The 15,148-nt window shown below is 65.5% G+C and carries 11 protein-coding genes and 1 tRNA gene; 7 read left to right on the top strand and 5 right to left on the bottom strand.

Annotated features, from left to right (window positions below; all coding sequences use genetic code 11):
- Nucleotides 1–39: 39 nt before the first annotated feature.
- Nucleotides 40–2,103: an ATP-dependent DNA helicase RecG gene (gene recG / locus CAF53_RS14675; protein WP_100238457.1), complete on the bottom strand. Its 2,064-nt coding sequence runs from the start codon at nucleotides 2,101–2,103 to the stop codon at nucleotides 40–42.
- A gap of 99 nt (nucleotides 2,104–2,202) precedes the next feature.
- Between recG and CAF53_RS14670 the strand changes: the two genes are divergently transcribed.
- From CAF53_RS14670 to CAF53_RS14655, 4 genes are all read left to right on the top strand, one after another.
- On the top strand, nucleotides 2,203–2,472 hold the full coding sequence (locus CAF53_RS14670; RefSeq protein WP_100238838.1) for a succinate dehydrogenase assembly factor 2: 270 nt from the start codon (nucleotides 2,203–2,205) through the stop codon (nucleotides 2,470–2,472).
- A gap of 90 nt (nucleotides 2,473–2,562) precedes the next feature.
- Entirely contained in the window at nucleotides 2,563–6,024 is a 3,462-nt protein-coding gene (mfd, locus tag CAF53_RS14665) for a transcription-repair coupling factor (protein ID WP_100238456.1), read from the top strand.
- A 100-nt stretch (nucleotides 6,025–6,124) separates the two neighbouring features.
- Nucleotides 6,125–6,535 carry a hypothetical protein gene (locus CAF53_RS14660; RefSeq protein ID WP_046765671.1) on the top strand — a complete coding sequence of 137 codons (411 nt, stop codon included), beginning with the start codon at nucleotides 6,125–6,127 and terminating at the stop codon, nucleotides 6,533–6,535.
- 28 nt (nucleotides 6,536–6,563) lie between these two features.
- Entirely contained in the window at nucleotides 6,564–7,253 is a 690-nt protein-coding gene (locus tag CAF53_RS14655) for a TorF family putative porin (RefSeq protein WP_347337862.1), read from the top strand.
- Here CAF53_RS14655 and CAF53_RS14650 read toward each other — a convergent pair.
- Nucleotides 7,242–9,254, bottom strand: coding sequence for an EAL domain-containing protein (locus tag CAF53_RS14650; protein WP_100238837.1), 2,013 nt, complete (start codon nucleotides 9,252–9,254; stop codon nucleotides 7,242–7,244). The genes CAF53_RS14655 and CAF53_RS14650 overlap by 12 nt on opposite strands.
- 118 nt (nucleotides 9,255–9,372) lie before the next feature.
- Here CAF53_RS14650 and moaA point away from each other — a divergent pair, with 118 nt between their 5' ends.
- The 3 genes from moaA (at nucleotide 9,373) to CAF53_RS14635 (ending at nucleotide 11,327) form a co-directional block, all read left to right on the top strand.
- The gene (gene moaA, locus CAF53_RS14645; RefSeq protein ID WP_100238454.1) at nucleotides 9,373–10,401 is read left to right on the top strand and encodes a GTP 3',8-cyclase MoaA; all 1,029 of its coding nucleotides are present in this window, start codon (nucleotides 9,373–9,375) and stop codon (nucleotides 10,399–10,401) included.
- Nucleotides 10,398–11,174 (top strand): NAD kinase, encoded by a 777-nt coding sequence (locus tag CAF53_RS14640; protein ID WP_100238453.1) that lies wholly within the window; start codon nucleotides 10,398–10,400, stop codon nucleotides 11,172–11,174. The genes moaA and CAF53_RS14640 overlap by 4 nt, the downstream gene beginning before the upstream one ends.
- A gap of 78 nt (nucleotides 11,175–11,252) precedes the next feature.
- A tRNA-Asn gene (locus CAF53_RS14635) sits at nucleotides 11,253–11,327 on the top strand.
- A gap of 38 nt (nucleotides 11,328–11,365) precedes the next feature.
- Here CAF53_RS14635 and CAF53_RS14630 read toward each other — a convergent pair.
- Genes CAF53_RS14630 through CAF53_RS14620 form a run of 3 tightly spaced genes read right to left on the bottom strand, consistent with a single transcriptional unit; the run spans nucleotide 11,366 to nucleotide 14,973 of the window.
- Nucleotides 11,366–11,941: a TetR/AcrR family transcriptional regulator gene (locus tag CAF53_RS14630; protein ID WP_046765666.1), complete on the bottom strand. Its 576-nt coding sequence runs from the start codon at nucleotides 11,939–11,941 to the stop codon at nucleotides 11,366–11,368.
- 6 nt (nucleotides 11,942–11,947) lie between these two features.
- On the bottom strand, nucleotides 11,948–13,348 hold the full coding sequence (locus CAF53_RS14625) for an efflux transporter outer membrane subunit (RefSeq protein WP_242443446.1): 1,401 nt from the start codon (nucleotides 13,346–13,348) through the stop codon (nucleotides 11,948–11,950).
- A gap of 11 nt (nucleotides 13,349–13,359) precedes the next feature.
- The gene (locus tag CAF53_RS14620) at nucleotides 13,360–14,973 is read right to left on the bottom strand and encodes a DHA2 family efflux MFS transporter permease subunit (RefSeq protein ID WP_197707422.1); all 1,614 of its coding nucleotides are present in this window, start codon (nucleotides 14,971–14,973) and stop codon (nucleotides 13,360–13,362) included.
- Nucleotides 14,974–15,148 lie beyond the last annotated feature (175 nt).

The following is a 15,148-nucleotide window of genomic DNA, read 5'->3' as shown; positions in this document are numbered from 1 at the left end:
GGTCGAGGCGTGTTCCTGCGAAGGCAGGAGCATGCATCCCTAGCCGCTTCGGAGCAGACCGACGGCCGCGTCGCGTTCAAAGAGGTAGAGGCAGGTGCGCGCAGCCTGCCCTCTCGCATCGCTGAGGCCGCCGTCGCGGTCGATCAGGAGGTGGGCGTCGTCCCGCGCGGACTCCAGCAGCGCCGACAGATGTTCCGGGGTGGCGATTTTCAACTGCTGCTCGCCCGATTGGCGGGTACCGAGGATTTCGCCCGCGCCACGCAAGCGCAGATCCTCTTCGGCTATGCGGAAGCCGTCATTGGTCTCCCGCATCAGCGCCAGGCGGGCGCGGGAGGTTTCCGACAGGGTGCCGCCGCGCACGAGGATGCAGACGCTGTGGTTCTGGCCCCGGCCCACCCGGCCCCTGAGCTGGTGGAGTTGGGCCAGCCCAAAACGTTCGGCGCCCTCGATGATGATGAGGTTGGAATTGGGAACGTCGACACCGACTTCGATCACCGTGGTGGCGACCAGGATTTTGGTGCGGGCGGAGGCGAAGGCCTCCATCGCGGCGTCCTTTTCCGGCCCCTTCATGCGGCCGTGGACAAGGCCGACCGACTCGCCGAAGCGCATCTTCAGCATTTCGGCGCGGGCTTCGGCGGCTGCCTGATCGCTGGTTTCGCTTTCCTCGACCAGAGGACAGACCCAATAGGCCTGGCCACCGCTTTCCATGTGGCGGGCAAGGGCTTCGACCACTTCATCGAGACGGTTGGCGGACATGACGACGGTCTGAATCGGCTGGCGGCCGGGGGGCATCTCGTCCAGGCGCGATACGTCCATTTCGCCATAATAGGTCAGCGTCAGGGTGCGCGGGATCGGGGTCGCGGTCATCACCAGAAGATGGGGCGTGCGCTCGGCTTTTGAGGCCAGCATCATGCGCTGGGCGACGCCGAAGCGGTGCTGTTCGTCGATCACCGCCAAGGCGAGATTCCTGTAGCGCACCGCATCCTGGAAGATGGCGTGGGTGCCGACGAGAATATCGATGCTACCGTCCGCCAGGCCCATCAGAGTGGATTCGCGGGTCTTGCCCTTTTCCCGACCGGTCAGGATCGCGATGGTGACGGGCAGGCCCGACGCCATCCTGCGCAGCGTTTCATAATGCTGGCGAGCGAGTATTTCGGTAGGTGCCAGAAGCGCGCCCTGCGCGCCGGCCTCGACCGTGTTGAGGAGAGCCATCAACGCCACCAGGGTCTTACCGGAGCCGACATCGCCCTGCAGGAGGCGGAGCATGGGGACGGGCTGGGCCATGTCGCCTTCAATCTCTCCGAAGGCGCGGCGCTGGGCGCCCGTCGGGGCGAAGGGCAGTTGGAGCATGGAGCGCAGTCGACCGTCTCCGGCGATGGGCACGCCCTTGCGCTTGCGGGAGGACTGGCGGACGAGCATCAGCGCGAGTTGGCCCGCGAAGATCTCGTCATAGGCGAGGCGCTCGCGGGCCTTGGCATCGCTGGGGTCTGCGTGGATGCGGGTGAGCGCTTCGTGCCATGTGGGCCAGCCTTTGCTGCCCAGCAGGCTGGGTTCGATCCATTCTGGGAGGTCGGGGGCGCGGCTCAGGGCCTGGGCGGCGAGGTCGCGCATGCGGTTGTTGGTGAGGCCTTCCGACAGGCCATAGACCGGCTCGCGGGAGGGGATGGTGGCGGCTTCCTCCGGCGCGAGGACATAGTCGGGGTGGACGATCTGGAGATTGTCGCCATAGGCCTCCAGTTTGCCGGAGACGAATTTGGGTTCGCCCAGCGGCAGCAGCTTGCGGGGCCAGGCACTGTTGCGGCCGAAATAGACGAGCGCGACTGTATTGCCATATTTGTCCTGCGCGATCACCCGAAAGGGTGCGCGGGCGCTGCCGGAGGCGCGATAGTCGGTGGGGGTAAGCTGGATGCCGATGACGCGGCCTGAGTCGCTCAGGATCAGTTCGTCCACCATGCGGCGGTCGATGAAGCTGACCGGCAGATGGAACGCCACATCCACGGCCCGGGCGAGACCCAGCCGCTCCAGCGGTTTGGCCAGCGCGGGACCGACGCCCTTGAGCGCTTCGATTTCGGTGAAGAGTGGGTTGAGGATATCGGGTCTCATGTCTATCTGACGGCATCTAGCCCAGCCGGGACGATGCGCAAACATCCAATGGGATTTTGGCGATCGGTGATTTCAGCATGTCTGCGCAAGGAACAAATTGTGAACGAAGATCCTCGCATCCGCCGCCTGCAATTCCGGGCATGGCATCGTGGTATAAAGGAAGCGGATCTGGCCGTCGGCGGTTTCTTCGATCGCTATCACGCGGAATGGGGGGAAGAGGAACTCGATTGGTTCGAGCGGTTTATCGAGGAACAGGATGCCGACATCATGGCCTGGGCCTTGGGGACGCTGCCACTGCCGGATGAGTGGCGGGGGCCGATGTGGGATAAATTCGTGAAGATGGATTTCGTGGAGATCGGGAAGAAATGATGCCCTCCCCTCCGTCATCCCCCTGACGGAGCATCCAGATTTGAGGTTGGGAGACAGGTTCCCGCCTTCGCGGGAATGACGACGTAAAATATGACCGACCTTCTCAAAATCCTCAAAGCCACTTCGCCGATCACCCTGTCCGGAGTGCCGGCCGGGTTCCAGCCCTGGTTGCTGGCGGACATCGCTCGGGCTGCGCCTTCGCGGGCATTGTTCGTGGCGCCGGATGAACAACTCATGCGGGCGGTGGCGGATACGGCGCATTATTTCGCGCCGGAGGTCGAGATCGTCGAGATTCCGGCGTGGGACTGCCTGCCCTATGACCGGGCCAGCCCTTCCCTGCGGACGGCTTCTGCGCGGTTGGCGGGGCTTTACGCGCTTCAGGGGAAGCTCAAGGGGCCGCAGCTTGTTCTGACCACGCTCAATGCGTTGACGCAGCGGACCCTCACCCCCTTCCGCGTGCGGCAATTGGTGGCGAAGCTCGCGCCCAAGGAGCGGATCGCGATTTCCCGGCTGGCCGAAATGTTGCAGGCCAATGGCTATGTGCGGACCGATACCGTGCATGACCGGGGCGAGTTCGCCATTCGCGGCGGCATTGTCGATCTGTTTCCCGGCGGCGAGGAACAGCCATTGCGGCTCGATTTCTTCGGGGACGAGATCGAGACGGTGCGGCGCTTCGATCCGGCCGACCAGCGGACCAGTGGGAGTGTCGATGGCTTTACCCTGCTGCCCGCGTCCGAGGCGTTGCTCGATGAGGAAACGATCAAGCGGTTTCGCGGGCGCTATCGCGAGACGTTCGGGGCGACGGCGACGGGCGACCCGCTCTATCAGGCGGTGAGCGACGGGCGGCGGCTGGCCGGAATGGAGCATTGGCTGCCGCTGTTCGAAGAACGGCTGGTGCCGATGACCGACCATCTGGGCGACGACACGCTGGTCGTGCTGGACCATGGCGTGGCGGGCGCGGCTGAGGCGCGGTTCGAGGCGATCCGGGATTATCACGCCAATCGCGTGGCTGCGAAGTCATCCGATCCGGGGGCGTACCGGCCTTTGGAGCCGAAGGCGCTCTATCTGGATGCGGAGGAATGGGCCGACATCGTCGGCAAGTGGCCGATGCACGCGACCACGCCTTTTCATGAGCCGGAAAGCCCGACCGTTCTGGATTTCGCTGTCGATGGGCCGCGCGATTTCGCACCGGAGCGGGCGCAGAACGCCAATGTCTATGAGGCGGTGGGCAAGCATATCGCTTCGTTGCAGCGGGCGAAGAAGAAGGTCGTCATCGCCAGTTACTCCGGGGGTGCGCGGGAGCGGCTTTCGGGATTGCTGGCCGATCATGGGCTGAAGCGGATCGCGGCGGCGAATAGCTGGCAGGAGGCTTTGGGGATCGCGGCCGGGGGCAGCACGGTGCTGACCGTCCTGCCGCTGGACCATGGCTTTGCCGCGCCCGATGTGGCGGTCCTGACCGAGCAGGACATGCTGGGCGACCGGCTGGTGCGGCGGGCCAAGCGCAAGAAGAGCGCCGACGCCTTCCTGGCTGAACTGGCGACGCTCTCGCCGGGCGATCTGGTCGTGCACATGGATCACGGCATCGGCCGCTATGAGGGGCTGACGCAGATTCCGGTGGCGAAGGCCGCGCATGACTGCGTGGCGCTGGAATATGCGGGCGGCGACAAGCTGTATGTGCCGGTCGAGAATCTGGAGGTTCTCTCCCGATACGGCTCCGACAGCGAAGGGGTGAGCCTCGACAGACTGGGCGGCGAGGCATGGCAGCGGCGCAAGGCAAGGATGAAGGAGCGCATCCGCGAGATTGCGGGTGAATTGCTCAAGACGGCGGCAGAACGCGCGCTTCGGGCCGCGACGGTGGCGGAACCGGATAGTGCGGGTTATCCGGCGTTCGTCGATCGCTTCCCCTATCAGGAGACGGAGGATCAGGACCGCGCCATCATGGACGTGGTCGAGGATCTGGGCGCCGGGCGGCCGATGGACCGGCTGGTCTGTGGTGACGTTGGGTTCGGCAAGACGGAGGTGGCCTTGCGCGCCGCCTTCGTGGCGGCGATGGCGGGGATGCAGGTGGTGGTGATCTGCCCCACCACCCTGCTCGCACGGCAGCATCACATGAATTTCGAGGAGCGGTTCCGGGGCTTTCCGGTGAATATCGGCCGCCTGTCGCGGCTGGTGCCGGACAAGGAGGCCAGGGCCGTCAAGGCCGGGCTGGCCGACGGGACCGTCGACATCGTGGTGGGCACTCATGCCCTGCTGGCGAAGGGGCTGGAGTTCAAGCGGCTCGGCCTCGTCATCGTTGACGAGGAACAGCGCTTCGGCGTCACGCACAAGGAGCGGCTGAAGTCGCTGAAGACCGACGTCCATGTGCTGACGCTGACGGCGACGCCGATTCCGCGCACCTTGCAGATGGCGATGTCGGGGCTGCGGGAGCTTTCCGTCATCCAGACGCCGCCGGTCGATCGTCTGGCGGTGCGGACCTACATCATGCCCTGGGACGGGGTGGTGATCCGCGAGGCGCTGCTGCGCGAACATTATCGCGGCGGGCAAAGCTTCTTCGTGGTGCCGCGCATCGCCGACCTGACCGAGGTGGAGGAGTTTCTGCGAACCGAAGTGCCGGAGGTGAAGCCCATCGTCGCCCACGGCCAGATGGCGGCGGGCGAGGTCGAGGAACGCATGTCGGCATTTTACGACAAGCGATACGACGTGCTGCTGTCGACCACCATCGTCGAGAGCGGCCTCGACATTCCTTCGGCCAACACGCTCATCATCCATCGGGCGGATCGGTTCGGGCTGGCGCAGCTTTACCAGCTTCGCGGGCGCGTCGGGCGGTCGAAGACGCGGGCCTATGCCTATTTCACCACGCCCGCGAACAAGGTGATCACCGAGACGGCGGAAAAGCGGCTGAAGGTGCTGTCCGATCTGGATACGCTGGGGGCCGGGTTCCAACTGGCGTCTCACGACCTGGACATTCGCGGCGCGGGCAATCTGGTGGGCGACGAGCAGTCCGGGCATATCAAGGAGGTCGGCTTCGAACTCTACCAGTCGATGCTGGAGGATGCGATCCTGGAAGCCAAGGCCGGGGGCGCGGGGATCGAGAAGCGGGACAGCTTCTCGCCACAGATCACGGTCGACGCGCCCATCCTGATCCCGGAGGATTATGTGCCCGATCTGGATTTGCGCATGGGGCTGTACCGGCGTCTGAACGAGGTCGAGGACCGGCAGGGGCTGGAGGCTTTCGCGGCGGAACTGATCGACCGGTTCGGGAAGCTGCCCGCGCCGACGCAGAACCTCTTCAAGGTGATCGAGATCAAGCAGAATTGCGTGACCGCCAATATCGCGAAGATCGATGTCGGGCCGAAGGGGGCGCTGGTCAGCTTTTTCGAGGATCGATTCCCCAAGCCGGAAAATCTGGTTGCCTATATCCAGCGGCTGAACGGCGTGGCGCGGCTGCGGCCCGACAGCAAGATCGTGGTGAACCGTGCCTGGGCCGATCCGGCTGCTCGGCTGAACGGCGCGCTGCAATTGTCGAAGGGGCTGGCGAAAGCGGCGGGATAGCACCCTTTGTCATGGCGCAGACAAGAGCCAGCAACAGTCGGAACCTAAATCCTGCATCGATGACCGGCGACAAAGTCCGGCATCGAGCAGGAGAATTGACATGAGTTTGACCCTTATCGCGATGGCGGCCGCTGCCGCCACGCATACCGTTCAGATCGACCATGGCGGAACCCCGGTGCAGGCAAGCTATACCGCCCGTCCCGAATTCCGGACGAAGACCGTCGGCGCGAAAACCCCGAACCGGATGGATATGCAGCGTTGCCAGTGGACAGCGACGATCGTCGTCGACCGGGCGCTGAGCCATGGCCCTGCGCTCAGCCGCACGATTTCCAGCGACAAGCAGTTTTCGGGCAGCGAGCATGGCGCTTGCACGCCGGGCCGCCAGTCGGGCGAGCGCAATCTGGCCCAGCATGAAGGCAGGATTCGCGACCATCTGATCGCGGTTGCCGAGGCGGACCGGGCGCCGTTGCTGGCCGAACTCGATGCCGTACGCAAACTTGCCTCGAACTGAAAAGCGGATAGCGCTGGCGTGCGCCCTGATGGGTTGCGCCAGCGCCGGTCCGGCCTTCGCGCAATATGCGGACGGCGTTTCGGCGACGGTCGAGATCGCAAGCGAAGAGCGGCGCCGGGGGCTCAGTTGGAGCGATGGCGATCCGGTGCTGCGCGGCACGCTGTCCGTGCCCGTGGCGGAGGGTCTGAGCCTGGAAGGCACGGCCGTATCGCTATGGGGCGACGAGCGGCATGGCGGGGCTGACGCCGTGCTTGATCTGGGCGCAGCCCATGTGCGGCAGATCGGCGGGTGGCGGCTGTCCGCCGAGGGACGCTATCATCTGTTTCCGGGGGCTTCGGGGCAGGGCTATGGCGAAATTGGCGCGGGGGCGGGATTCCTGATCGGACCGGCCAGCGTCGATCTGAACGCAAGCTATGCGCCCCGGCAATCGTCGTTAGGAGGGGATAATCTCTATCTCTCGGCGACGGTGGCGACGGGCCTGCCGGGGACGCCTCTGACCCTTTCGGCGCGGATCGGACGGTCTTCAGGCGAGGTCCGCGATCCCGTCCAAGCGGCACGGCTGCGACCGGAAGGGACCTATTGGGACCATGGGATCAATGTCGACTATCTGATGGACCGTTGGTTCGTCGGGTTGCGCTACGCCAATAGCGGCATTGACGGGCCGGGCAGCCGCCATGCCGGGGCAAGCCTGATCGGTCGGGTGGGCCTAAGCCTTTAGCGCCAGGGTCACCAGGTCGGCGGAAGAGACGCCTGCGGAGCGCAAGAAGCCCTGATAATAGTCGCAGCCCTCGCGGGCGAGGAGATCGAGCTGCTGTTCGGTCTCCACCCCCTCCGCGATGACGCTGAGGCCCAGCGACTTCGCCATGTGGATGACGCCGCGCACGATGATGCGGTCGCGGGCGGTTCCGGCGATGTCCTGCGCCAGGCCGCTGTCGATCTTGAGATAATCGAGCGGCAGGCTCTTCAGATAGGCAAGGCTGGAATAGCCGGTGCCGAAATCGTCCACCGCCACCGCCAGCCCCTCCGCGCGCAGCGCTGTGAGAAGCGCCGTGGCATTGTCGACATCCTCGATCAGGCCGCTTTCGGTGATCTCGACCGTCAGGCGCGATCGCGGAAAGCCGCTGGTGTCCACCAGGTTCAGGAATTGCGGCATGAAGCCGGGCTGGGCGATATCCTCCGCCGTGACGTTGAGCGAAAGGCGCAGATGCGACAGCGCGCGCGGCCAGTTCGCCGCCTGACGCAAGGCTTCGGCCTGGATATGCGCCGAAAGCGGGAGCATGTAATCGGAACGTTCCGCCGTCGCGAACAAGATGCCCGCCCCGAGCGCCCCATATTGCGGATGATTCCAGCGGGCGAGCGCCTCCACCCCGGTCATATGTTCGCCGCCCACCGGATATTGGGGCTGGAACAATATGCCGATCTCGCCCCGGTGAAGCGCCAGGCGCAGGTCGGTTTCGAGCTGGTCCGCGTCGACCTGGCGGCTGCGCCTTTCGGCGGAGAAGATGCGGATACCCTCTCCCCCGCCCTGCCGCGCATCGGCCAGGGCAGTTCCCGCGCGGCGGATGAGATTGGTGGCGTCGTCGTCGGGGCGCGACTGGGCGATGCCGCAGCGAGCGGTGAGACGGATCAGATGGTCGCCCGCGCTGAACGGGCGGCCGATGGCTCCGATCAACTGCCGCGCCAGGAAGGTGGCGCGATCAGCGGTCGCAGCCTCACCGGTCAGGCCGATGAGGAACTCCGTGCCCGCGATGCGCGCGGCGATGCCACCTACCGCCATGTCGACGGTCATACGCTCGATCCGGCGGCCGATGCGACCCAGCAACGCGTCACCGACCACTTGTCCATAGGCCGCATTCATCCGGTCGAACTGGCTGATCGACAGCAGCAGGACGGTGGTCGCCAGCCCCTTGCGCCGGTCGAGCCAGTCGAGCGCAGCCTGACGCGAGCGCAGGCCGGTCAGGTCGTCGCGGCCGGTCGCGTCATGGCCATGGGCATCGGACAGCCACTCCACGTCGGCCGCCACCACGCCGTCGATCAGGCGCAGATGATGAACCAGCCGGTCGCCGGGACGGCTCAGGGCTGCGTGGGCAAAGGCTTCCGGACGGCCGGTGCGCATCATGCCGCGCAGCGCCGCGATGACGGAGCGGCGTTCCGCCCGGGGCAAGCGGCGGATGAAGCCCGCCGGGCTGATATGCAGACTATCCAGACCGAGATGGCGCGCGAGATTATCGCTGAGACGGATGCCTGCCCCTTCCCTTTCCCAGAACAGCGCATCGCCCCGCCGGATGCGCTGGGCACGGCGGCTGTGCGTCACCCCGCCGACCAGCCGGTCGACGAGCCGCTGCGCGGAAATGAGGGTGGCGCGCATCGCCTCCTGCGAAAAGGGTGCGGTGCAATAATGGGTGGCCCCTGCCTCCAGCAGCAGCGGCACTTTCGCCAGGTCCCGCTCATCGACCAGCGCGATGAGCGCCCCGCCCCCGGCATCGACCGCCGCGATCAGCGATGCGATCAGCCCGGTGTCGCCATCCCGCACGCCGCGCATGTCGACCAGCGCGATCTGGGCATCGCTGTGCAGGAAACGTTGCGCGGCGTCCGTCGCGCGCCGGGCCGCGATGACGCGCCAGCCGGCCTGCCGCACCGCCTGCGACAGGCCGTCGCGATCGCCCGGCGACAGGATGAAAAGGCTGCGTTGTCCGTCCAATGCGGTTTCACCGCTCACATGATGCTCCTTGGGACGGTCCATCGCCCCTTCCTACCCGTTATCGGTTACCGACCTGTTCACGTTGCTGCAACCGGTGGCACTTGCACCGTGCATGCCCATCGCCTAGCTAGGAAAAATGGAGACGGTCGATAAGGGCAAGGTCGATCCGGGGCGCAGGGCGATGACCGACGCACTCGGCCGCCGGATCAGCTATTTGCGGATTTCGGTGACGGACCGCTGCGACCTGCGCTGCCGCTATTGCATGGCGGAGCGGATGCAATTCCTACCGAAGAACCAAGTACTGACGCTGGAGGAGATCGCGCTGTTGGCCGACCTCTTCATCGCGCGGGGCGTGCGCCGGATCAGGTTGACGGGTGGGGAACCGCTGGTGCGGCGGGATATCGTCGATCTGGTGCGACGGATCGGCCGGCATCTGGGCGGCGGACTGGACGAGGTGACGCTGACCACCAACGGCACGCGGCTGGCACAGCATGCGCAGGCATTGGCCGATGCGGGCGTCCGGCGGATCAATGTCAGCCTGGACAGCCGCGATCCCGATCGCTTCGCCCATGTAACGCGGGGCGGCGATGTCCGGACCGTCGTTGACGGGCTGAATGCGGCGCGGGATGCGGGTCTGTCCGTCAAGATCAATATGGTGGCGCTCAAAGGGATCAACGAGGATGAGATCCTGCCGATGCTGCATTGGTGCAACGGCGAAGGTTTCGACCTGACGCTGATCGAGACGATGCCGCTGGGCGAGACAGGGGAGGATCGAACCGACCATTATCTGCCGCTGACGCAGGTGGCCGACTCCATCCGGCGACATCATATGCTGACCCCGCTCTCGCATCGCACAGGGGGACCGGCGCGCTACCATGCTGTCGAGGGGATGACGGCGCGGCTGGGGCTGATCACGCCACTTACCAACAATTTCTGCGCGGACTGCAACCGCATGCGCATGACCTGCGAGGGCAAGATCTTCATGTGCCTGGGCCATGAGGACCATGTCGACCTGAAGACCGCCTTCCGCGAAGGCGGGCTGGACGCGGTGGAACCGCTGATCGACCGCGCCCTGCGGCTGAAACCTGCAAGACATGATTTCCGCATCGGGGCGGACGCGCCGCCGGCGGCGGTGCGGCGCCACATGAGCGTGACTGGCGGATGACGCTCGAGGTTCGGCGCGCTCTGGTCGCCTCCCCCACTCCGGCCGCCAAGGCGGCGGAGGAAAGGCTGCGCGCTGCCTATGATTTCGTGCCGGTGGAACAGGCCGACATGATCATTGCGCTGGGCGGCGATGGCTTCATGCTCCAGACGCTGCACTCCATGCTGGAAGGGCGCAAGATCCTGCCGGTGTTCGGCATGAACCTGGGCACGGTCGGATTTTTGATGAACGAATGGCGGCTGGAACGGCTGGAGCAGCGGATCGAGGCCGCCAAGCCGTTCAAGGTCAATCCGCTGCGCATGACCGTCGATACGGTGGATGGCGAGCGTTTCTCCATTCCGGCGATCAACGAGGTGTCGCTGCTGCGCGAGACCCGCCAGACCGCCAAGCTGGAGGTGAAGGTCAACGACCGGACCGTGTTGCCCGAACTGGTGTGCGACGGCGTGCTGGTGGCGACGCCGGCCGGATCGACGGCCTATAATCTGTCAGCGCATGGGCCGATCCTGCCGCTGGGGTCGGCGCTGGTGGCGCTGACGCCGATCAGCCCCTTCCGTCCCCGACGCTGGCGCGGCGCGATCCTGCCGGAGAATACCGCGATCCAGTTCACCATCCTCGATCCGGTGAAGCGCCCGGTCAGCGCCGTGGCTGACCAGCGCGAAGTTCGCGACATCGCGCAGGTCGAGGTGAAGATCGACCGCGCGACGCCACTGACGCTACTGTTCGACCCCGAACATACGCTGGACGACCGGATTGCGGCGGAACAGTTCATCGCGTAATTTTTCCGACATTTGGCGCTTGCCATGATCGGAAAGCCGCTGCTATAGGCGCGGCCTGCCCGACGGAAGCCGGGTTGCTCCCCGATAGCTCAGCGGTAGAGCATTCGACTGTTAATCGAATGGCCGTAGGTTCGAATCCTACTCGGGGAGCCACTTCCTCCACATTCCGACAACCGGTTTCGCGCTGGGAATCACTCCAGGCCGAGCCGCGCCTTGATGCGGCTGCGCGAAGCGTCGAGGAAGGCGAAGGCCGCTTGATCGTCCAGCATGGATCGCGCCAGCGTCATCGCCCCGACCATCTCCGCCAGCACGGAACTGGCCAGTTCTTCGCTGTCGGTCTTGCCCATGGTCGCCAGTGCCGCCGACATCCGGTCGCGGAAACGCTTCACGCCCGCCTCGAAACGTTCCCGTGCGGGTGTGGGCATCCGCCCCGCCTCGCCCGCCAGACCCGGCAGCGGGCACCCCTTCTCGACACGTCGATAGGCACCTTCCGACAGATAGAAGTCGATCAATCCGGCAAGGTCGGGTTCTCCGTCCAGGAAATGGGCGAGCATCATCGAGCTATCCTCGAACGTGCGACCGACGGCGTGCGCGACCAGATCGTCGCGTGATGCGAAATGAGCATAGAAGCCGCCATGGGTCAGGCCAGCCCGCTTCATCAGGTCGGCGACGCTGATCCCCTGGGTTCCGCCGGTGCGGATCGCTCCAGCCGCTTCTTCCAGAATACGGGCCCGTGTCTTTGCCTTATGCGCGCTCTTGTCGGCCATCGCCGTTCAAACCTCCTGATAACCACCGCCCAATGCCCGGATCGCCGCCACCGAGGCGCGCGCTTCCCCGGCGCGTGCCTCTACAAGACGATCCGACGCCGCAAGCAGCATCCTATCTGCATCCAACAGCTCGATCAGCGCAACCGCTCCGCTTTCATAGGCCGATTGCGCCTGGGCGCGCGCCTGACGGAGCACGGCGACCTGCCGTTCCAAGGTCGTGACCTCATTGCGGCCCTCGGCAAGACGGACGAAGGCGTTTTCCACATCCTCCGTCGCATGGAGGACAGTGGAGCGATAGAGCGCCAGCGCCTCCGCCTCCCCGCCCCGCGCTCCGGCGACCTCGGCATCGACACGACCAAAATCGAACAACCGCCAGCGCAGGCCAAGGCCGCCCGATGCCTGCACTGCGTCGCCCGCGAACAAAGCTGCCGTACCCACGCTGGCGAAGCCAAGCAGACCGCCGAGCGACAATTTGGGGTAATAGTCCGCCAAGGCCGCGCCGATGCGCGCATTGGCGGCAGCGACTCGGCGTTCCGCAGCGACCACGTCCGGGCGGCGGCGCATCAAATCAGCCGGATTGGCACTGCCGGTGGGGATGATAGCCGCCGGGATCGGCGTGGCGGAAAACAGATCGGCACGGCCACTGCCGGCCTGTTGCCCCATCAGCACGTCGAGCCGGTTGACCTGTCCAGCTATTGCCGTGCGCAAGGGCGCGAGCGAGGCCTCTACCCCCTCGGCATCGCCCATGGCGCGGTTGAGGTCGCGGTCAGCGGATAGGCCCTGGACCACCCGTTGCCGGATGAGATCCGTGAGCGCGCGTTGCACCGCAAGCTGCCTTTCCGCAACATCGAGCCGCGCCTGCAGCCCGCGCAGTTGCAGATAGGCGTCGACCGTTTCCGCCACCACGCTGAGCCGCACGGCGGCTTCATCGGCGGTACTGGCCTGCAAGCCCGCAACCGCCGCCTGACGCTGCCGAGCGAGGCCGCCGAACAGGTCTATTTCCCAACTTGCCTGCGCGCCCAGCTCATAAAGCTCATAGCCGCGCGGGAAACCGAGCTGGTTCGCCGCCGCGCCGAAGGGCGAATGCAGCGACTGGCTGGCGCTGCTCGCTGATCCGGCCGCGCCGATCGCGGGCAAGAGCGCCGCGCCCGCCGCCTTCGCCGCCGCTCGCGATTGCGCGATGCGGGCGCTGGCGGCGGCGATGTCGAGATTTTGCGCCAGCACCTTGTCGACGATGCGGTCGAGCAGCGGATCGTCGAAACGATGCCACCATGTCGCGTCCGCCGCCTGCGTGGCGACGGGCGTGGCATAGGTCGGGGTCAGAACCGTAGCGGGGCGCTGATAATCCGGTCCCGCTGTGCAGGCCGACAGGGCCGTGGTGAGCAACAACAGGGAGGCAAGGCGCATCATTTTCTCCATCAATGGGCGGCCGCTTCGGACGGCGGTGGCTGGGTGCCGGGCGCCTGGCGGCAGAAGGGGACGAGGATCAGGGCGGCGAGGAACATCCAGGCCATGATGCGGAAGACATCGTCGAACGCGAGAGTCAGTGCCTCTCGGCCGACGACCCGCGCCATCAGGCCCTGTGCCGTAAGGGCGGCCTGTGCAGGATCGGGGACCACGGCGCCGATCCTGGCGGTCAGTGCCGCCAGCGTCTCGCCCGCCTCATGCCCATTATGGCCGAGGGCTTCGCCGATGCGCGCGACGGCGATTCGGGCATTGTCCTGCAACCAGGTGTTGACCACCGCGATGCCGACCGCGCCGCCCAGATTGCGCATCAGGTTGAACAGGCCCGAGGCCGCGCCCAGTTCGGCGGGCGGAAAGGCGGAAAGCGCCATGTTCACGCTCGGTACGATGCACAGCATGAGGGCAAGACCGCGCACGGCCTGGGGCAGCGCCAGTTCCCAGAAACCCCAGTTGCTGGTCATGGATGAGGTCAGCCAGAGACTGCCGGCGAACAGGCTCAATCCCGCGGTGATCATCCAGCGCATGTCGATCCGCTGGCTGAGCGTCGCGGCGATGAAAGTGCTCATGAGTTGGGCAAGACCGACCACGAACACCGTCGTGCCGATCTGGAGCGAATCGTAACCGCGCACCCGCGCCAGATAGACCGGCACGAGATAGACCGACGCATACATGCCGAAGCCGATGACGAGATTGAACAGGCAGGCGAAGGCGAAGATCGGCTTGCGGAACGGGCGCAACGTCACGACCGGATTGGTCGAGAAAAAGGCCCGCTCGAGGAACAGGACAAAGCCCACGAAGGACAGCCAAGCGGCAATGGCGATCGCGGGTTCGCCGAACCAGTCCTTGCGCGGCCCTTCCTCCAGCACATATTCCAGGCCCGCGAGGAATATCGCCATGGCCGTGAAATGGCTCCAGTCGATGCTGCGGAACAGCGACGGCCTGGCCTTGTCCACACGGATCACCACGATCGACAAGCTGGTCACGACGATGCCGGGCAGGATGTTGATGAAGAACAGCCAGCGCCAGTCGAACGCGTTAGTGATGAGGCCGCCCGCCGTGGGGCCGGCGGTAGGCGCGATCACCGCGACCGTACCCAGGATCGCGGGAATCATCGCCCGCTGCTTCCCCGAAAAGATGCTGAAGCCCACCGCGAACACCAGCGGCACCATCGCCCCGCCCGTAAACCCCTGCATCGCGCGAAAGGCGATCATCGATTCGATGTTCCAGGCGAGACCACACAGCAGGCTGGAGACAGTGAACAGTCCCGCCGACAGGGCGAACAGCCAGCGCGTCGACATCGCCCGCGCCAGATAGGCGGAGAGCGGGATCATGACGAGTTCCGCCATCAGATAGGCGGTCTGCACCCAGCTCACCTCGTCGGGACCGGCCGCAAGGCCCGCCTGCACCTCATTCAGCGAGGCGGAGACAATCTGGATGTCGAACAGGGCCATGAACTGCCCGAAGGCCATCACCCCGAAGATCAGGAACTTGCGTGCGTCGGGCATGGCCGACGGATTGTCCGACCAGTCCCGACCCAATGCGCGCAGCCGTGAAGCGAAGCTGGTCATGAGAATTTATGTTCCGCCCTAGACAAATGATGTTCATCATATATATGACAGTCATAATATTTATGCAATGGGGTCAGGAACCGGACCATGCGGACAGACACGATCGAAAACAGGGTCATCGAACTGGAAGAGAGACCAGATCGCCCAGAGGCGTCGCATCAGGCCGGGCCCCCGG

This window comes from Sphingobium sp. LB126 (assembly GCF_002795205.1).
GTDB classification, from domain to species: domain Bacteria; phylum Pseudomonadota; class Alphaproteobacteria; order Sphingomonadales; family Sphingomonadaceae; genus Sphingobium; species Sphingobium chungbukense.
The sequence above is the reverse complement of the archived record's forward strand: the minus strand, read 5'-3'. Positions and strand labels throughout refer to the sequence as shown.